At 71.4% G+C, this 17,016-nt stretch carries 26 protein-coding genes and 1 tRNA gene; 14 read left to right on the top strand and 13 right to left on the bottom strand.

Features of this window, described 5'->3' with window-relative positions:
- Positions 1-93 precede the first annotated feature (93 nt).
- Positions 94-1,245 carry a tyrosine-type recombinase/integrase gene (locus GJR97_RS01295; RefSeq protein ID WP_154344754.1) on the bottom strand — a complete coding sequence of 384 codons (1,152 nt, stop codon included), beginning with the start codon at positions 1,243-1,245 and terminating at the stop codon, positions 94-96.
- Between the two features lie 156 nt (positions 1,246-1,401).
- Between GJR97_RS01295 and GJR97_RS01290 the strand changes: the two genes are divergently transcribed.
- The 6 genes from GJR97_RS01290 (at position 1,402) to GJR97_RS01265 (ending at position 4,656) form a co-directional block, all read left to right on the top strand.
- Positions 1,402-1,578, top strand: a complete 177-nt coding sequence (locus GJR97_RS01290; RefSeq protein WP_154344753.1) for a helix-turn-helix domain-containing protein — start codon at positions 1,402-1,404, stop codon at positions 1,576-1,578.
- Between the two features lie 488 nt (positions 1,579-2,066).
- On the top strand, positions 2,067-2,330 hold the full coding sequence (locus GJR97_RS01285; RefSeq protein WP_154344752.1) for a hypothetical protein: 264 nt from the start codon (positions 2,067-2,069) through the stop codon (positions 2,328-2,330).
- A 179-nt stretch (positions 2,331-2,509) separates the two neighbouring features.
- Complete coding sequence (locus tag GJR97_RS01280; protein ID WP_154344751.1) at positions 2,510-3,343, top strand: hypothetical protein; 834 nt, start codon at positions 2,510-2,512, stop codon at positions 3,341-3,343.
- Positions 3,340-3,717, top strand: coding sequence for a DUF7169 domain-containing protein (locus GJR97_RS01275; protein WP_154344750.1), 378 nt, complete (start codon positions 3,340-3,342; stop codon positions 3,715-3,717). Before GJR97_RS01280 ends, GJR97_RS01275 begins: the two co-directional genes overlap by 4 nt.
- On the top strand, positions 3,714-3,962 hold the full coding sequence (locus tag GJR97_RS01270) for a hypothetical protein (protein ID WP_154344749.1): 249 nt from the start codon (positions 3,714-3,716) through the stop codon (positions 3,960-3,962). Before GJR97_RS01275 ends, GJR97_RS01270 begins: the two co-directional genes overlap by 4 nt.
- 40 nt (positions 3,963-4,002) lie before the next feature.
- Positions 4,003-4,656 carry a hypothetical protein gene (locus GJR97_RS01265; protein ID WP_154344748.1) on the top strand — a complete coding sequence of 218 codons (654 nt, stop codon included), beginning with the start codon at positions 4,003-4,005 and terminating at the stop codon, positions 4,654-4,656.
- Positions 4,657-5,260: 604 nt separating this feature from the next.
- Here the strand turns inward: GJR97_RS01265 and GJR97_RS01260 are convergent.
- Positions 5,261-5,929 (bottom strand): hypothetical protein, encoded by a 669-nt coding sequence (locus GJR97_RS01260; protein WP_154344747.1) that lies wholly within the window; start codon positions 5,927-5,929, stop codon positions 5,261-5,263.
- Between the two features lie 185 nt (positions 5,930-6,114).
- On the opposite strand from GJR97_RS01260, the gene GJR97_RS01255 reads away from it, so the two are divergent.
- Both GJR97_RS01255 and GJR97_RS01250 read left to right on the top strand, forming a co-directional pair.
- On the top strand, positions 6,115-6,459 hold the full coding sequence (locus tag GJR97_RS01255) for a hypothetical protein (protein ID WP_154344746.1): 345 nt from the start codon (positions 6,115-6,117) through the stop codon (positions 6,457-6,459).
- Positions 6,456-6,839, top strand: coding sequence for a hypothetical protein (locus GJR97_RS01250; protein ID WP_154344745.1), 384 nt, complete (start codon positions 6,456-6,458; stop codon positions 6,837-6,839). The genes GJR97_RS01255 and GJR97_RS01250 overlap by 4 nt, the downstream gene beginning before the upstream one ends.
- Here the strand turns inward: GJR97_RS01250 and GJR97_RS01245 are convergent.
- Genes GJR97_RS01245 through GJR97_RS01235 form a run of 3 tightly spaced genes read right to left on the bottom strand, consistent with a single transcriptional unit; the run spans position 6,836 to position 8,690 of the window.
- Positions 6,836-7,708, bottom strand: coding sequence for a hypothetical protein (locus GJR97_RS01245; protein ID WP_154344744.1), 873 nt, complete (start codon positions 7,706-7,708; stop codon positions 6,836-6,838). The two genes, GJR97_RS01250 and GJR97_RS01245, sit on opposite strands and share 4 nt — an antisense overlap.
- Positions 7,709-7,717: 9 nt before the next feature.
- Positions 7,718-8,293 (bottom strand): HIRAN domain-containing protein, encoded by a 576-nt coding sequence (locus tag GJR97_RS01240; RefSeq protein WP_154344743.1) that lies wholly within the window; start codon positions 8,291-8,293, stop codon positions 7,718-7,720.
- Positions 8,294-8,300: 7 nt separating this feature from the next.
- Entirely contained in the window at positions 8,301-8,690 is a 390-nt protein-coding gene (locus GJR97_RS01235; RefSeq protein WP_154344742.1) for a hypothetical protein, read from the bottom strand.
- A 134-nt stretch (positions 8,691-8,824) separates the two neighbouring features.
- Here GJR97_RS01235 and GJR97_RS01230 point away from each other — a divergent pair, with 134 nt between their 5' ends.
- Both GJR97_RS01230 and GJR97_RS01225 read left to right on the top strand, forming a co-directional pair.
- Positions 8,825-9,238: a hypothetical protein gene (locus GJR97_RS01230; protein WP_154344741.1), complete on the top strand. Its 414-nt coding sequence runs from the start codon at positions 8,825-8,827 to the stop codon at positions 9,236-9,238.
- Between the two features lie 140 nt (positions 9,239-9,378).
- Positions 9,379-9,807, top strand: a complete 429-nt coding sequence (locus GJR97_RS01225) for a hypothetical protein (RefSeq protein WP_154344740.1) — start codon at positions 9,379-9,381, stop codon at positions 9,805-9,807.
- A 74-nt stretch (positions 9,808-9,881) separates the two neighbouring features.
- Here the strand turns inward: GJR97_RS01225 and GJR97_RS01220 are convergent, their stop codons facing one another.
- Entirely contained in the window at positions 9,882-10,619 is a 738-nt protein-coding gene (locus GJR97_RS01220; protein ID WP_324612972.1) for a restriction endonuclease, read from the bottom strand.
- A gap of 76 nt (positions 10,620-10,695) precedes the next feature.
- Complete coding sequence (locus GJR97_RS01215) at positions 10,696-10,920, bottom strand: hypothetical protein (protein WP_154344739.1); 225 nt, start codon at positions 10,918-10,920, stop codon at positions 10,696-10,698.
- A gap of 64 nt (positions 10,921-10,984) precedes the next feature.
- On the opposite strand from GJR97_RS01215, the gene GJR97_RS01210 reads away from it, so the two are divergent.
- The gene (locus GJR97_RS01210; RefSeq protein WP_154344738.1) at positions 10,985-11,188 is read left to right on the top strand and encodes a hypothetical protein; all 204 of its coding nucleotides are present in this window, start codon (positions 10,985-10,987) and stop codon (positions 11,186-11,188) included.
- A 97-nt stretch (positions 11,189-11,285) separates the two neighbouring features.
- Here GJR97_RS01210 and GJR97_RS01205 read toward each other — a convergent pair.
- From GJR97_RS01205 to GJR97_RS01195, 3 genes are all read right to left on the bottom strand, one after another.
- A tRNA-Pro gene (locus GJR97_RS01205) sits at positions 11,286-11,359 on the bottom strand.
- Positions 11,337-11,597, bottom strand: coding sequence for a hypothetical protein (locus tag GJR97_RS01200; protein WP_154344737.1), 261 nt, complete (start codon positions 11,595-11,597; stop codon positions 11,337-11,339). Before GJR97_RS01200 ends, GJR97_RS01205 begins: the two co-directional genes overlap by 23 nt.
- Positions 11,594-12,070, bottom strand: coding sequence for a MarR family winged helix-turn-helix transcriptional regulator (locus tag GJR97_RS01195; protein ID WP_154344736.1), 477 nt, complete (start codon positions 12,068-12,070; stop codon positions 11,594-11,596). The genes GJR97_RS01200 and GJR97_RS01195 overlap by 4 nt, the downstream gene beginning before the upstream one ends.
- 103 nt (positions 12,071-12,173) lie before the next feature.
- Between GJR97_RS01195 and GJR97_RS01190 the strand changes: the two genes are divergently transcribed.
- Both GJR97_RS01190 and GJR97_RS01185 read left to right on the top strand, forming a co-directional pair.
- A complete protein-coding gene (locus tag GJR97_RS01190) occupies positions 12,174-12,686 on the top strand; it encodes a nitroreductase family deazaflavin-dependent oxidoreductase (RefSeq protein WP_154344735.1) in 513 nt (170 codons plus the stop codon).
- A gap of 9 nt (positions 12,687-12,695) precedes the next feature.
- Positions 12,696-13,337 (top strand): GNAT family N-acetyltransferase, encoded by a 642-nt coding sequence (locus tag GJR97_RS01185; protein WP_154344734.1) that lies wholly within the window; start codon positions 12,696-12,698, stop codon positions 13,335-13,337.
- 36 nt (positions 13,338-13,373) lie between these two features.
- On the opposite strand, the gene GJR97_RS01180 is transcribed toward GJR97_RS01185, so the two are convergent.
- Complete coding sequence (locus GJR97_RS01180) at positions 13,374-14,330, bottom strand: CHAD domain-containing protein (RefSeq protein WP_195760578.1); 957 nt, start codon at positions 14,328-14,330, stop codon at positions 13,374-13,376.
- An 84-nt stretch (positions 14,331-14,414) separates the two neighbouring features.
- Here GJR97_RS01180 and GJR97_RS01175 point away from each other — a divergent pair, with 84 nt between their 5' ends.
- Positions 14,415-15,212, top strand: a complete 798-nt coding sequence (locus tag GJR97_RS01175; protein ID WP_324612971.1) for a YqjF family protein — start codon at positions 14,415-14,417, stop codon at positions 15,210-15,212.
- On the opposite strand, the gene GJR97_RS01170 is transcribed toward GJR97_RS01175, so the two are convergent.
- Positions 15,184-15,420 (bottom strand): DUF167 domain-containing protein, encoded by a 237-nt coding sequence (locus GJR97_RS01170; RefSeq protein WP_154344732.1) that lies wholly within the window; start codon positions 15,418-15,420, stop codon positions 15,184-15,186. The two genes, GJR97_RS01175 and GJR97_RS01170, sit on opposite strands and share 29 nt — an antisense overlap.
- Before the next feature lie 48 nt (positions 15,421-15,468).
- Entirely contained in the window at positions 15,469-16,980 is a 1,512-nt protein-coding gene (gene der / locus GJR97_RS01165; RefSeq protein WP_154344731.1) for a ribosome biogenesis GTPase Der, read from the bottom strand.
- Positions 16,981-17,016: the final 36 nt, after the last annotated feature.

Raw genomic sequence — 17,016 nt, 5'->3', positions numbered from 1 at the left:
GAGCCCCAACGCGCCGTCTGAGCGTCCACACTCGTCCGGGGCCGTTCTAGGCCGTTCGCGGCGTGGCGTTGGCGTACGCGTTGGCGTACGGCGCTACATGCCCAACGCCGCTGCGAGGACCTCCGCGGCCCGCCGTTGGCCGTCCGTCGAGGTGTGGCCGTAGATGTCGCCCGTGATGGCGACGGACGAGTGACCGAGCATCCGCGAGACATCGGTGATCGGCATCCCCGCGGCGAGCATCGCGGACGCCGCCGAGTGCCGCAAGGTGTGGAGGCCGACGCCGTCGATACCCGCCGCATGCGCCGCCTTGCGCATCGCACGGGCGGCGTTGTTCGGGTCGAGGTGCTTGCCCTCGTCCGTCGTGAACACGAGCCCGAGGTCGTGCCAGAGCGCCCCGGCGCGGAGGCGTGCCTCGGCCTGCGTGGCGCGATGCCGCCGCAGCATCGCGACGGTCGACGCCGCAAGGTTCAGCGACCGACGCGACCGCTCGGACTTGGGCTCGGTGGTCACTAGGCGCCCGCCGATGCTCGACACCGTCGCCCGCACGCGCAGGACCGCCGCGTCGAGGTCCACGTCATCCCAGCGCAGCGCGAGCGCCTCTCCCCGGCGCATACCGGTGCTGGCGAGGAGCGATAGGAGTGGTTCGTACCGCGACCCCTTCGCGGCGTCGAGGACGGCCCTGACGTGCTCCGGCGATAGGGACCGCGCCTCGACGCGCTCGACGCCCGGGCGCTTGACGAGCGCCGCGACGTTCCGGGCGACGAGCCCATCGCGCTCCGCGGCGTCGAGGGCCATGCGGAGCACGGTGTACGTCTGGCGGATCGTCGAGGACGAGAGGCCGACCTCCCGTAGCGCGAGGATGAGCGCCTCGACGTCCGTGGGGCGCATCTTGTCGAGCGTGATGGCGCCGACCTCGCCGCCGATGAGGTGCTTGCGCGCGAGGGTCGCGTAGGTCGCCTTGGTGGTCGGCTTCCGGTCGCTCACCTCGAGCGTTGTCGTGATCCAGCGCTCGACGTACGCGCCGACGGTCTCCCGCGAGTCGCGGACGGGCTTGCCCGCCTCGACGCGCGCGCGGCGTTCCCGCATCTTGGCCCGCGCCTCGCGCTGTGTCTTGCCGTAGCACGTCGCCCGCTTGGTGGCCCCCGTCACCGGGTCGGCGTAGGTGAACCGCGCCTCCCAGAGCCCCTTGTCATCGCGGTACTTGACCGACCCCGCCCCGTTCGCTTGCTTGCCCGCCGCGCCCATCGTGCTCCTCTCAACGGCCTCGAGATTAACACGACGTCGAGGTGTCAAGGGGTCACGGCGTGCGCCGGGTGGGCAGGCCCCGCGGCGCTGGCGCACTCCCCCAGCGTCCACACACGTCCGAGCGAGTCCGCTCCCGCCCGAAAGGTCCGACCCCCGATGAATGACGCCCCGCTCCTCTATAGCCCCGAGTCCGCCGCCCGCCTCCTCGGCGTGGGACGCTCGACGGTCTACGAACTCCTCGCCGATGGCTCGCTCGCCTCGCTCAAGATCGGGCGGGCGCGCCGCATCCGTCGAGAGGACCTCGTCGCCCTCGTCGACCGACTCGCGGCGTAGCCCCGGCGCCTGTCCTCCTGGCCCTCGTCCCGTTGCTCGGGGCGGGGGCCTCGTCGTGCGCCCCTGTGCGGGTTGATCCGCGCTCGGTCGCCCGCGGACGTCCTCCCGGCTCCCCCGCTCGTGAGAGCCTGCGAGCGGGGCGCCTGTGGGCGTCGTGTGCGCGTTGCGCCGGGTGCGAGCGCCGTGCGGGGCCGTTTACACGACCCGCGCCGGGGTGAGGGCGGAGCCCGGGCGCCGGGTGGGGTGCGAGCACTGTGACCCAACACGCAGCGGTGACGACGAAGCCCCTATCTCTCTATTCCTCCTTGAGTCGTCGTCGTCTCAAGGAGGAAAGGGGGAACACGACCAAGTTCGTCACCGCTGCACGTTCCGTCACCACCGGCCCGGACATGGGCCGCACCGCGGTCGCCCTCTGGACCCCGTGGGCACACTGGCGCACTACTTCTGTGACCCCCAAGGGGTGACTCACAGAAACGAGAGGAGGCGCCATGCTCGCCCACATCTGCCCTGAGTGCGACGGCGAGTTCTTCGCCAGCCGCGCGGACGCGATCACCTGCGGCCCGCGCTGCCGACAGCGCGCCAAGCGACGCCGCGACGCCGCGACGCTCGCCGCCCGCGACGCCCGCATCCGCGCCCTCGTCGCACTCCAGTCGGCAACCATCCGCGAGGGCATGGCCCTCCTCGACATGGACGCCGTCCGCCCTGAACTCGAGCGCCTCGGCGCCGAACTCGACGCCCTCCTCGGCGCCTGAACGTGGGCACGGAGCCGCCCATAGGCGGACTCCTCCACTGAGCCCTCCACCGGGCTCGTCCTTTCGGTTGGGACACGGCCCTAGGCCATGCACACCGCCAACGCACCGGCTGGCCCCGGCGCGTGCATGCCTAGGGCCACCTCCGTCCCGACCAGCCGCCACCAACCGAACGGAACACCATGACCGACTCGACCCATCTCGACCACCTCGCACACAGTCGCCGCGCCGACGCCCGCGGTTCGAGCCGCTACGACCGGGCGTTCGCCCGCAAGATCGACACAGACGGCCTCGGCAGGGCTATCGAGTGCCCCGCCCCGAGCCTGCTCGCGGACTACGTCCTCGAGGTCCTCGCCGAAGGGCGCACGCTCCTCCGTCGCGGCGCCCTCATCGTCGACTCGACCGGCGAGCCCATCGCATCGACCGACGCCCTCCTCGCCCGCATCCATGGCCTCCTCGAGGCGCTCCCCGAGCGGCCCGACGCCGCTGAACCGTACCGCGACATCCGCCTCCTCATGGCGACGGGGTCCACGTATCGAGCCGTGTACGTGCGGCAGGTCTACGACGCCGCGCGGGCCTCGCTCCCGGCGTACCGTGCGCCCCGCCGTGCGCGTGAGGAGCGCGCCCCAGCGAGAACGAGCACAGAGCGCGCCCGCGCCACCCGAGCGCGCCACCGCGCCGCCGAGGTGGGCTCCGCTCGCTCGTGGCTGCTCATGCTCCTCGACGACGAGGAGAGCGCAGCGAGACCGGGCAACCGGCTCGACGCCGCGAGCCTCTATGCGTCCGCCGCGTCATCCATCGAGGAGTACGAGGGCGACCTCCTCGACGACGCCGACGAGGACGGCCCCCGCTGGCGAGTCCCCGGCAAGCGCACGTTCTACGCGGTCGCCGACCACGTCCTCGGCGCCCGTACCCGCACGGCCCGCGCCCGCCTGTACATCATCCCCGCGGAGCCCAACCGCGACCCCTTCGTCGTCCCCGCTGACCCGACCACCCGAGAGGACCCCGCCTCATGACCTCCACCACGTCCGTCGCCCTGGCCTCGCACGGCGCGGCCCTCGTCGCCCTCGTCGGCGTGCTCCGTGAGGCGACGACGTCCCAGTACGACACGCCGCCGCGGCCCTCGTCGCCCGCGAACGACGCCCCGCGGCCCAAGGGCGAGCACGCCGACCCGACGATGCGGACGGCGCTCCACCCGGACAGGATGCGCCTCCGGGCGACGATCATCGGCGCAGAGTCGACGCTCGCGCGGAGCGCGGATGAGTTCGCCGCCGCGTCGCGGGCACTGGACGCCGCGTTGGCGCCCTACCGGGGTGAGGTCGGCGACGACCTCGCCGAACTCACCGACGCCGCCGACCGCGTCGAGGCTCGCCTCGCGGTGGCCGCATGACCGCCGCGCCCAAGCCCGCGCCGCCAGCGGACGAGCCGCTCGACCGACGCGTCGACCGCCTCGAGCGTGAACTCACCGAGACCCGGCGCTCACTCTGGCGTGCCCGGGCCGTCATAGCCCACCCCGCCCTTGCGGACGTCGTCGACCTCCTCGACGGCTCCGACGAGTCCGAGGTCCTCGCCCGTGCCGCGCGGCTCGCGGCTCACGTCGAGCGCAAGCGCGCTCGGCACCCCGAGCCGGTCTAGAGACCGGCGACCCCATACCAGCACCAACGAAAGGAACCCCATGACCACCCGCCCCACCCCGATCCTCCACACCGGCTCACGCACTCCCGACATCCCCGGCTGGCTCCTCGACGCAACGCCCGGGCTCGACGAGGCACGCACGGCGCTCGACGCCGCCCGCGACGCTCTGGCCGCGGTCCGCCTCGAGTACCCCGAGGGCGTGCGCCCGCTCGAGGACGTCGGTATCCGGGTCGATGCGTTCTCGTGGAAGCCCGCCCCGACGGTGCCCTACGCCGAGTTCGACGCGGCGAGGGTCGCCCGCGAGGTGTTCGACCGCGACCGCGACGCCGCCCAACGCGCCCTCAACGCCGCCGTAAAGCGCTTCGAGGGCCGCTTGTACGGGCACGACCTCACGATCCCCGAGCGGGAGGCCCGCCAGCGCGTCGCCGTCGAGCACCTCGCTGCCATCGACGACCGCATCGAGCACGAGCCCATGACGGGCGCGCAGCGCGACGCCCTCGGCGCCGAGCGCGTCCTCGCGGAGCGCTACGCCCTCGCGGGCCTCGCTCCGGGTGCCATCGGCGGCGCTGCCGTCGGCGGCGTCACGACGGTCACCTACACCGACGGCGAGGGCGTCACGCGGACTGTCGTGGTGACGCCGCACTCCGCCGAGGTGACGAGCGAGCGCCGGATCACCCGTCCCGCCTCCCGCTGACTCACCCGGGGCGTCCGTCCCGCGCACGGGCGCCCCGTCTCACTCTCTCGAAAGGCCCCGCATGACCACGACCCCCACCAACTCCGCAACGCTCGAGCGTGCGGTCGACGAGTTTATCGCCGCCACTCCGGCGCTCGCCAAGCGCATTCAGCAAGGGTTCAAGGGTGTTACCGCCGAGTGGCGGGAGGGCGACGCTGGCCGCGCGTGGGACGCGCTCCCGTCATCCGTCCGCGTCCGGCGCATCCGCTCGCTCGTCGCCCGCCGCGTTGCGCAGACGCTGGCCCCGAGCGTCCCGTCCGAAAATCGGCCGGCGCCTGAGCGTCCCACCCGCTCGGGTTGGCGTGTCCCGTGCGCCTGCCTGTGCGGCGTGCTCATCGCAGCGCGCGGGCCCTGTCCAGTAGTCCGGTACGTCCCGGGACACGAGCGTCCCGCACGGCGGGACCGTCCCACCAAGTAGACCCGGCCTGCTCAGGACGGGGTTGCCAGGTGCCGCCGAGGTCGTCAACGACGACCACCTCCTCGGGACGGTGGCCGCGCGCTTGTCCTTTCAGCGCGGTCGCTGTCCCGGTGGCCTCCCGGGAGCCCGAGGCGCTCAACCATGCGACTAGTCGCGGATCCAGTACTCACCGCTCGAGGTCACAGGGTGATAGCCAGCCGCCGCGAGGAGTTCAGGGCAACGGGCCACATCCACGTTCAGCAAGGTCGCCAGCACTGAGGGTGTCCACTCGACCGGGTTCGTCATGCGAACCCACTCGATCAATGTCTCATCGGGCTCGCCCGTGTTCGTCCAGCGCTTCACGGCGTCTACCGGCACTCGGTGGTACCAGCGTGTCGCGTACTTGACTAGTTGCCGCCCTCCGACGTAGATGCCGTAGATTTCGGCCACAGCCCGCACCGCGTCGATAGCCACGGTCGCTACGTAGTAGTTGTCGCCGCCCCTTCCACCGATCTTTTCGAGGCGCAGCCGGGGAGAGGAGTCGGTGAGGTCCGGTCCGAAGAACGCCGCGACTGTCTCGAACGTCGCGTCCTCGGGAAGTCGGATGGATGCGGGGAACCGAAATCCATCGTCGTCCTCGATGTACTCGATTTCGTAGTTCGCCTCCTCAGTTCCCGACCTCAACCGGCACTCCGATTCTGTGAGTGTCGGGTCGAGAGCACGGTGGGCCCTGATGACAGCGTCGATGAACGGCTCGTGTGCGTCACCGGAGACGCTGAGCCTGAGGGCCTCCGTGCCGTTGTGTAGCCGACTCTCTATCAGAGCTTCCAACACCATGGAGCGCACACTATCGGCTGCGTGGGTCCCGGGTCCGGAGCCACGACATCCTCGCGCCCCCCTGGGCATCCCCTCCCCCCTCCCCCCTCCTCCTCTCCCGGTAGGGCATAGCGTCTGCCTGTCGTGACGCGTTGGGCCTGCCAGTTCTCTCCCCCGTCCCCCCCCACCCCCCGACTTGGAGCAGCATGACCGACTCGACCTATCCGCCCCTGTGGACTCAGGGGGCCATCGACCTCTATGAGGAGGCCATCGAGGAGCGGCCTGACCTCAAGGGCCTCGCCCATGCCGCCCTCGTGCAGGTCTGCGACCTCGTCGCGGTCGCCGACCGTGGCGACGCCATCGCCCTGGCCGACGGCTTCGTCGCCACCGGCAGCGCGGGTCAGCCCATCGCGCACCCGTCGCTCGTTGAGGCTAGGCTCGCGCGCTCCTCGGCGCTCACGATCCTCGCCCGCCTCGTCCCGCCATCCGGCCCCAACCGTCAGCAGCGCGAGGCCCGCTCCCGCCGCGGTCGCATCGGAGGTGGCGCATGAGGTCCCGCCCGCCCGCTGGCGGCGCCTCGTGGCGCACCGCCGACGATGTCGTCGCCGCTCTCCGCTCGGTCCACCTGGTCCTCGACCCCGCCGAAGTGCAGCGCCTCGGTGCGAACCGTGCGAGCCGTCGCGCGATGCGGTCCGCCCCGACGGTCTCCGCTGCGGTGGAGTTCCTCCACGCTCGAGCCCGCGAGGCCAACCCGTCGGCCCCGGGCTTCGCCATGACGGCGCCGCCGCTCCTCGGCCTGTCTCACGCCATCGGCGCGGTGGGCAACCGTGCCATGTGGGCGCACCTCGCGGCGCACCCCGGCCCTTCGGTGTTCGCACCCTTCGCCGCGCCCGCCTCCGCGGCGCCCGGACTCACGCGCTCGCCCTCCTAGACCGCTTCGGTCACCACGGAGGCCGTCGCAAGCCGCGTGTAAACACGCTCCACGGGATAGGCAACCCTGTCCACCCAACCGGCGGGCGACACCGGCAGCAGTCGAATGTCGATCCCATTCCCGTCGACGACCGTGATCGGCCCGTCGAACTTGTAGACGTCTCGTACGTTCATCCCAGCGTCTCGGACCCATGCCTCGACGCGAAAGCGACTTCCGCAGACTGGGGCGTCTTCGTTCGCGAGCAAGTCCCCCAACCGAACGAAGCGTTCCCACCGAACCCACTCCCGCTCGCCGGGCATGACCCAGATGGGCCCACCTCCGCCCAAGACGATGCCTTCGTACCAGAGCCTGCCGTTGTCTGGCCGCTCGAAGTCAACGCGAGCAGGCACACTCGACACATTGCGCAGCAGGATCTGTACGACTTGGCGAAAGAGCGTGCGGCGATGGTCGTCGACATCGAAGGGCTCCGGCCCTTCGACCGGTACCCACCTCCCTTGTTCACCTTGACGCTCGAGGAAGAACCCGGTTCCGGAGTCGCGCGACTCAGGAAACGCCTCCATGAACACGCTCGGGGCCAAGCCGTCGAGGCGACGCTCCTCTGCCCACCTCGTGGCGCGTTCCGCCTCCAACCTGGCGGCGATCGCGTCCGCCTCGGTGACTTCGAGCGCACGTCGCGCGAGAGCGACGTCCGTCGCGGCGGCGTTGGCTTGTTCGCGTGTGGCCCTCGCCGCAAGGCCAGCGAAGATGCCCGCAACTATGGCTGCGGCGAGTGTGCCGAATGTGGCGAGCATCGTGCCGAATCCCCAGAACGCAGCCCATTCATCTGCCAGCGGCCAACCCGGCAGATTCCACCACCCCGTCACCACCATGGGCCAACGCTAGCGGTCCCCGCTAGGCAGATGACAAGCGCGCAGCCGCGCGAACCAGCCGCGAGACTCGGCTGCCCGCGTGGGTCGCTCGCCGAGGAGGTGCGACAACAGCGCGGGCGACGCCGCGAGCACGTGCACCCTGTCGGGCTCTACACCCGCCGCTGAACCGGCGACCGAGATGGCCCTGAGCGGGTCGCCTGCGTCAAGCAGGTGCGCCATCCTCGCGGCCATCTGCTTGTTGACGTGGCCCACCGGGAGACCGTCCGCGACGACGGCGATGGCGTTGGCGTCGTGGGGGTTGTTTGGCTCTCGCACCAACTGAACCGGGGTGCCCGGGGAGAGCGACGCTACCTTCGCGGCGTCTCCGTAGTACTTGACCCCGCGCACCGCGCATGTCCAGATGCCCAGCGCAGCGAGGTGCCGGTTGGCGACCTTCACAAGTTGGCCCGTCGTGGTCTCCTCGAGCCACCACTCGCCGCGGTACGGCACGAGACGCAGGCGGGGCGGGTCGACGGCGGGGCTGAGCAACTCATCCCATCTGCTACTCGGCAAGTAGCGCGACTGGGCTTCATCTCGGGGCGTCATGTCTTCGCTACCCTGCGTTGAGTTCGAGGACCTGCGGGTCGTCGAGTTCGTACGTGAGGATGCCCTGGGCGGACGCGTCGAGGCACACGGGCGACTCGAGCGAGTAGATGCACACGAGGTCGAGGAGGTACTCGGCGTCCTCACGCGTGTAGGACGTCAGCGACCCGGCGCCCGGGTTGTGCTGTAGGGCGACGATCCACTCGTCTGCGTTCGTGCATGCTTCTGTGGTCGCCATGAGTGCTTCGTCGTTGTTCAGGTCGACGACCGCCGCCGCGCCCTCCATCGCCGCCTTGCAGTCCGCCGAGACCCGCCGCGCTTCGGGAACGGTACAAGCGGTCAGCGTGCAGGCGACGGCAAGCCCCGTCGCGGCCAACGCCGCGCTCCTAGTCCAAGTCATGCGCCGACACTATCGATCAAGCGCGTCCGGTCAGGTCGGGCACGCTCGGGACCGCTGGCGTACCCCCCCGACATGAACTATCCACGCCTCCGCCACCTCATCCGATGCGACCGACATCGGGCTAGCCTGCCGTCATGACAGCGCACGACGGCACTGACCACGAGCGAGAAGCCCTGCGCCACCTAGTCGCGGCACGTCGGGAGGCGTTGGATGCTGCCGAGGAGCATCTCCGCGTCCTCGACGAACTCGCGGCATCCGCCGCACCGACGGCACCGACCGCACCGACCGTCACGGTCGCGGACACGCTCAGCGTGCTCCGCGACTCGATCAGGACAAGCGGGCTGAGCATCCGGTCGCTCTCAGAGCGACTCGACATGGACTACACCGGACTCACGCAGCGGCTCAAGGGAAAGCGGGAGGGCTACTACCTCCGAACTGACACACTCCTAGGCATCCTCGCGGCGATCAACGTCGCCCCCTCGTCGTTCTTCGCGGAAGTCGAGCGCTCAAGCGCGGCCCGCGTTGATCGAGACGTCTCCGCTCGCTGAGCACCGCCCCGTTCCACTGTGCGCTCCACCGCATACGTCGATGGTCCGAGCGGGTACACGCCGAGGTGACGGCATCCGGGGGGGGTAGTACCGAGCGTGTCGGCAGGTGCATCGCGTCCGGCGCTGCAACGGTTGAGCGCATGGACTTGCCCCGGCTCATCGTCATCGTGCTCTACGTGCTCGGCCTCGTGCTGCCCGTTCTGGGCTCCGTGCGCGCGTACCTCCACGCCAAGGACACGCTCGAGGGGCACGCAGCGGACATCCTCGAGTACGACCGCCTCGAGCGCGAGCACGACACGAAGCGCGAAGCCATTGAGGACTGGAACGACGCGCCAGACGTGAGGGCGGCAAGACTCGCGACTCTGGACGCGGAGTACTCGGCGGCGTTCGAGCGGCTCGGCATCGAGGCCCCGACATGGGGCAACCTCTCCACGGTCGGCGAGCGGGCCGTCCTCAAGGCGCTCCGCCTCATCGGGCGCGGCAACGTCGGCAACGCGCTCCTCGTCGGCGTCGGCCTCCTCTGCGGCACCGTCGCGAGCATCTGGGCTCTCTTCCTCCCGCCCGCCTGACAACTCGACAAGACCCCCACCCAGTCCATCTGACCGAGTGGGGGTCTTGCGGCGTTTCGGCGGATGCCGCAGGCCTAGGGCGCCTCGATGAGTGTCCTGAGCCGCAGGACGAAGAGCCGCAGCAGGGCGAGCCTGATCAGCATCTCGATCCGACCGACCTCAGTCTCGGCACCCGCAAGGAACTCCTCGCGCGTGAACCCGCCCACCATCCCCAGGCCGTCCTCGGACTCCGCGAACGGGGCAGGGAAACGATCCCTGCGCGCATAGCCGATCCCCATCTCGACGATACCGAGGAGACCGATCACTTCGACGCCGCGCAACGAACCGAACCCCATGGATGCTCGCCCCCGCCCAGCGCGCGTTGCCGCACCTCGGTCGGAGATCAGGTAGGGGCGTGCCACGTCCATCGCTGTTTCGACCCGCGCCGCAAGGCGATCTAACTCGACGACGTACAGTTCATCCCAAGATGCCGCGTACAACTCAGCGAGCGAGGTCGTGACGACGTTCGTCTTGGTGGCGACCTCGAGCGCGCCGCTCTGATAGCCGTTCTCGGCGAGCAAGACGCCGCGGTCAGCGCCGACATCATGGACGATCTCGCGAAGCGCGAGCACGCGGTCCTTGGACACGCGGCGGTTCAGGTGCTTGCACTCCACAAGCCATGTCTGGCGCATGCCCGCTCGCTCGAACTCCACTAGCACGTCGATGTCGTGCGTCGACCGGACGCCCTCGACACGGACGTCAGTGTGCGCAGTCATCCCGAGAGACCGAAAGAACTCAGCGGCTCGCTCCTGGTACTCCCTCCACGCCACCACAGCTCAACCCTTCGCCGAACCTTTCTCCGAAGCCTATGGCGCGCAGCGGTGCGTGCGGCGAAGGTCGCGGCGCGGTCTACCGACTCCGACGGAAGATGCCGCCACGAAGCCGCTTTTTGGGGTCGCCGAAGTAGTCGGGGACCTCGATGTCCTCGCGCCCGTCCACCGCCTGTGCGCGCACCTCCACGCATGCCCAGAGCGCATCCATTTCGGAGCGCTGCATGAGCAACGTCTCACCCGTCCTCGCCTGTTGATCCGTGAGGCGGTCCTTAATCCGTTGCAGCGTCTCCACGAGCGTCATGGGAGGAACGCCAGTCGGACTCGCTCACACCCCCGCCGTCGGAGGCTCCGCCTAGCGTGGCGCCATGCCCCACCACCCCACGCTCGCCGAGGTCCTCGTCAAGTTCGTCAACACCGACGGCGCCGCGCTCGTGCTCGCGGTCGACCCGGCGAACGGACGTGTCGACGTCCACTCCGGCGACCTCGGCGTCATCGACGCCGCCGCCCGGGAGGCCGTGCTCGTCGGCGTCGCGCACGCCGTCGCGCTCGAGCGGGCGCGTAACGCCTGAGCCCGTTGGCGTACGCGTTGGCGTACGGCGCGTTTACACGGGAAACGCAAGAGGCCCGGAACCCGCGACTTCCGCGTGATTCCGGGCCTCTTCCCGGTCGGGCTGACAGGATTTGAACCTGCGACCCCTTGACCCCCAGTCAAGTGCGCTACCAAGCTGCGCCACAGCCCGATGCCCTCAGCGTCTCCGTCGAAGGCAACTCGACCATCATAGCGGCATCCGAGGGGGTGCTCGTGCACGCGGCGAGGTAGCCGAAGCCGGTCGCGCCGGGCCCGATCGCCGGCCGCCGGGCGATGAGCCGGCCGATGCTCGCGGAGATGCGCAGCTCGAGCCTCAGCGCGCGACGGGCGACGCCTCCGATGCGATGGGCGACGGATGCCGCGGGCGCGCGATCGACGTCGGCGATCACTGCTCGACTCCCGCGCGGGCGGCGATCCGGCCGGCCTCCGCGGTCTCGACGAGGTCGCGCAGCCGGTCGGCGACCGCGTCGACCCCGCGGAGGAACGCGTCGCGGTCGGCGGGCGCGACGGCGCCGAGCAGCACGTCGGAGAGCTCGGCGTGGTCGCGCTGCATCTCGTGCATGAGCTCGGCGGCGGAGGGCGTGAGCGTGACGAGCACGGCACGCCGGTCGTCGGGGTGCGGCTCGCGTCGGACGTATCCGGATGCCTCGAGCGCGTCGACCAGGCCGGTGACGTTGCGGGGGCTCACCTCGAGCCGGGTCGCCAGCGCATGCTGCGTCGAGGGCCCCGCGTGCACGAGGTCCCAGAGCACGCGGGTCCGCGCGGGCGTGAGCGAGCTGCCCGCGAACTCGCGGGCGAGATCACGCTGGAAGAGCTCGCTGATCTCGAGGAGCCGATCGAGGACGGTCACGGGAGCATCCATGCCGTGATGATACTTCACTATCACCTCGCTGCACGATAGAGCGGGCGGCCCGCCGCTGCGGGGCATCCGGATCGCCGCGGCCGACCGCGCCTAGTCTGGCCGTATGGCGATGAAGAAGCCCGGACCCCTGCTCGCCTGGTTCTACCGCGCACCGTCCGCGCTCTACCGCGCTCGCCTCGGGTGGCTCATGGGCGGCCGGTTCGTCATGCTCACCGTGGTCGGCCGCACGAGCGGGATCGCACGTCGCACCGTGCTCGAGGTGGTCAAGCGCGGCGCCGGCTCCGCGCCGACCGCTCCACCGACGCTCTGGGTCGTCGCCAGTCGCGGAGCGAAGACGGACTGGTATCGCAACGCGCTCGCGCACCCCGACGTGCGGGTCGACTGGCGGTCCCAGCGGTTCGCAGCACGCGCCGTCGACCTCGACGAGGACGCGCGCGTGGACCTCCTCGCGGACTACCAGCGGCACTACCCGCGGGCCGCGGCAATGCTCGGGAAGGCAGCGCTCGGCGAGGCCTTCACGTCGGATCCGCACGATCTCCGCGTCCTCGCGCAGGACCTCCGCGCGCTGCGCCTCGAGCCGAGCGAGGCATCGACGGATGTCGCCGGCACGCGTTAGCGTCGCTGCATGATCGACGCCGATTCGCCCGCCGACGCCGCCGCCCCCGACGACGACAGCGGAGCGACGCTTCGCGTGGTCACCGCCTCGTCGGTGCCGTTCGCCGACGTCGAGGCCGTGTTCGGCACGCGCGGCGATCCGGCGACCTGCTGGTGCCAGTGGTACAAGCTCAGGGGCGCCGAGTGGGAGTCCGCGACCCGCGAGGAGCTCCGGGAGCGGCTGCACGAGCAGCTCGCCGCGCCCGGCACCGGCCCGGGGATCATCGCCTACGACGGCGAGACACCGGTCGGCTGGTGCGCCGTCGAACCGCGCAGCGGCCTCGAGCGACTCCGGCACAGCCCGGTCGCCTCGGCCTCGCCCGACGCCGACTTCGACGACGCCACCATCTGGGCGGTCACGTGCTTCGTGGTCCCTCGCGCGTTCCGCCGTCGGGGCGTCGGCCGCGCGCTCGCGGCCGCAGCCGTGGAGGCCGCGCGCGAGCACGGCGCGACCATGCTCGAGGCGTACGCGGTCGACCCCGCAGCGCGCACCAAGCCGCCCGCTGCCGACCTCTTCCCCGGCACCGTCTCGATGTTCGAGGCCGCCGGGTTCAGCGAGGTGGCGCGACCGAAGCCGCACCGGGTGGTCATGCAGCACCCGCTCCGCGACTGAGCACCCCACCCGGTCGCGCGCCGGTCGCGCGCGGCGTCAGCGCGCTCGGTGCGCGTGCCAGGCCCTCGCCGCCTTCCGCAGGGTCGCGACCACCTCGGGCAGCTCGGCGAGATGCGCGGCGGCGCGGGCGTCGGCGTCGTCTGCGAGCCGGTGCAGCACCTCGGCGGGCTCCCCGGCGTGCGCCGCGTGCGAGGCCGCGCGCCGCACGTGCTCCGCGAAGAGCAGTTCGTCGCGGTGGTCGCCGAGCACGTCGTGGATGTCGTCGCCCGCGTCCGCGAGATCCGCGGCGCGCGCGCCGAACAGTTCCACCGGCGGCTCGGAGACCGCTTCGGCCGCGTAGCGGAGGCGACGGCTCGCCTTGCGGAGGTCGTGCAGCTCGTCGAGCGTCGGGTCCTCCGGGAGTCGCCGGGCGCGTTTCGCGGCCCGTCTCGCCTCCCGGTCGAGCAGCTTCGCGAGTTCGACGACCGCCTCGCGTCCCGCCCGCTCGACGAACGGCGGGGCGGCGAGCACCCCGTCGAGCTCCTCGATGCGCCGGGGCGCCCGAGGCAGCTCCTGGCGCTCGACGAACCTCGCGTGCGCGCGATCGTGCGCGGCCCGCTCATCGTCGACCAGGATGGCGCGCACGCGCTCCCGTTCCGCGTCGGACGCGAACCGCCCAGCCTCCTCGGCGTCGGCGAGAGCCGCCTCTGCGACCTGCACGCGCACCTCGAGGTCGCGCACCGTCCCGAGCTCGTGACCGAGTTCGCGGAGCCGCCGTCGCAGCTCGGTCACGACGGCGTCGTCGAGCACGGCGCCGTACGCCGCGAGCACGCTGCGCAGACGGCGCACGTGCGTGCGGAGTTGGTGCAGCGCGTCGGGCTCGTCGGCGAGCGCACGGGGCAGGAACTCGTGGAACCGGTCGCGGACGGCGATGAGCGCGACGACGACGGCCGCACCGGCATCGGCGTCGACGCGGAGCTCCGCCCGCGCAGGCCCGCCCCGTGCTGGCTCCACCCGACCATCGTCCGCGCCCCGCGGTGACGCGTCAACCACGCGAGGCACTTCCGGCGGCACCGCCGCTCGCGCGAGGATGGCACCGTGCAGGGACTGCCCATCGAGAGCCCGCCGCTGCCCGGCCGCACCGTCGTCGAGCAGCGCTGGCGCGACCTCGTCTTCCTGCACTGGCGCACCGAACCCGAGCGCGTCGCGCCATACCTGCCCGCGGGGACCCGGCCCGATGTGATCGACGGCGCGACGTGGGTGGGCCTCATCCCGTTCGTGCTCGCCGACACGCGCTTCCCGCCGCTGCCGACGATGCACCGACTCGGGACCTTCGTCGAGGTGAATGTGCGCCTCTACTCGGTGGACCGCGACGGCCGGCGCGGCGTGGTCTTCCGGACGCTGGAGGCGGGCCGGCTGCTCCCGGTCATCGCGGCGCGACTCGCGTTCGGGCTCCCGTACCACTGGGCGAGTTCACGCGTCGTGCATCGGATCGACGCCTCCGGCCAGGAGCTCGACTTCCGGAGCCGCCGACGCGGGCCCGGCGGCCCCTCGACGCGCATCCGCGCGCGGCTCGGCGAGCCCATGGCCGCCGACGCGCCCGATGCGGCGCTCGCGCGCTTCCTCACCGCGCGGTGGGGCTTCCACGAGCACCATCTCGGTCGGACCGTCTGGGCGCGGAATGCGCACGAACCGTGGCCCCTCTCGCGAGCCGAGCTCCTCGAACTCGACGACGGACTCCTCGCGGCATCCGGCTTCGACGACCTCGCCGAACGCCCGCCCGACTCGGTGCTCGCCTCGACCGGCGTGGCGACGGCGTTCAGCCGACCGCGGGCGATCGAGGCGCCGGCGTGGCGCCTCCAGCCGATCACGCGCCGTCGACCCGCACCCGCTTGATCCGCGCGGTGTGCCCGCGCACGATCTCGACATCGGCCCTGCGCACGCCGAAGTGCGCGGCGAGCGCCGCCACGACGCCCGCGTTGGCGGCTCCGTCGACGGCGCGCTCGCGCACGTGCACGGTGACGGATGCCACGGGGTCGTCCGGCGTCGGCACGACGAGCGGACCCCGACGGCTGCCCGGCTTCACGCGCACGGTCAGCTCCATCGCGCTCGCGTTCGTCGGGACATCCGCTCGGCAGGTCGTCGGGCGGGCCTAGGCTCGCTGGCGCTTCTCGCGCACGCGCATGTTCGTCACGATGGGCGTGCCGACGAAGCCGTAGATCTCGCGCAGGCGCCGCTGGATGAACCGGCGGTAGCCGGGGTCGAGGAACCCCGTCGTGAACAGCACGAACGTCGGCGGACGCGTCGATGCCTGGGTGCCGAACAGGATGCGCGGCTGCTTGCCGCCCCGCAGCGGGTGCGGGTGCGCCTGGACGAGCTCGGTGAGGAACGCGTTGAACTTGCCGGTGGGGATGCGGGTGTCCCACGACTCGAGCGCGGTCTCAAGGGCGGGCACGAGCTTCTCGAGGTGACGACCGGTCTTCGCCGAGATGTTCACGCGCGGCGCCCACTGCACGTGGTGCAGGTCCTGCTCGATCTCGCGCTCGAGGTAGCGACGTCGATCGTCGTCCAGCAGGTCCCACTTGTTGTACGCGAGCACGAGTGCGCGACCCGACTCGAGCACGAGGTCGATGATGCGGACGTCCTGCTCGGAGATCGGCTGCGAGACGTCCAGCAGCACGACCGCGACCTCGGCCTTCTCGAGCGCGGCCTGCGTGCGCAGCGACGCGTAGAAGTCGGCACCCTGCTGCAGGTGCACCCGGCGTCGGATGCCCGCGGTGTCGACGAAGCGCCACACCTTGCCGCCGAGCTCGATCTGCTCGTCGACCGGGTCGCGCGTGGTCCCCGCGAGGTCGTTCACGACGACGCGCTCCTCGCGGGCGGCCTTGTTCAGGAGGCTGGACTTGCCGACGTTCGGGCGGCCGAGGATCGCGACCCGGCGGGGACCGCCGAACTCGTCCTTCGCGACGGCCGAGACCTGCGGGAGGACCTTGAAGACCTCCTCGAGCATGTCGGCCACGCCGCGGCCGTGCAGCGCGGAGACCGGATAGGGCTCGCCGAGGCCGAGGTTCCACAGCGCGGCGGCCTCGGGCTCCTGACGGGCGTCGTCGACCTTGTTCGCGACGAGGAAGACGGGCTTCTTCGTCTTGCGGAGGAGTCGCACGACGTGCTCGTCGGTCGCGGTCGCGCCCACTGTGGCGTCCACCACGAACAGCACCACGTCGGAGAGGTCGATCGCGACCTCGGCCTGCGCGGCGACGGACGCGTCGATGCCCTTCGCGTCGGGCTCCCAGCCGCCCGTGTCGACGAGCGTGAAGCGACGGTCGAGCCACTCGCCCTTGTACGACACGCGGTCGCGGGTCACGCCCGGCGTGTCCTCGACGACGGCCTCGCGGCGGCCGAGGATGCGGTTCACGAGCGCCGACTTGCCCACGTTCGGGCGGCCGACGATGGCGATGACCGGCAGCGCCGGGAGGTAGCGGATGCCCTCCACGCCTTCGTCGGAGTGCTCGAGCAGGTCGAGGTCCTCGTCCTCCAGGTCGTAGTCGTCGAGCCCGGACCGGAGTGCGGCCGCGCGCTGCTCGGCGAGTTCGTCGTCGACGCCCGCGAGGCGCTCGGCGAGGTCGTCCTCGGGGGCGTCGAACTCGTCGTTGCGATCGGTCATTCCAACTCCTGGGTGTCTCGGGGTCGCGCGCGAGCG

Source organism: Agromyces kandeliae, assembly GCF_009674665.1.
Lineage (GTDB): Bacteria > Actinomycetota > Actinomycetes > Actinomycetales > Microbacteriaceae > Agromyces > Agromyces kandeliae.
The sequence above is the reverse complement of the archived record's forward strand: the minus strand, read 5'-3'. Positions and strand labels throughout refer to the sequence as shown.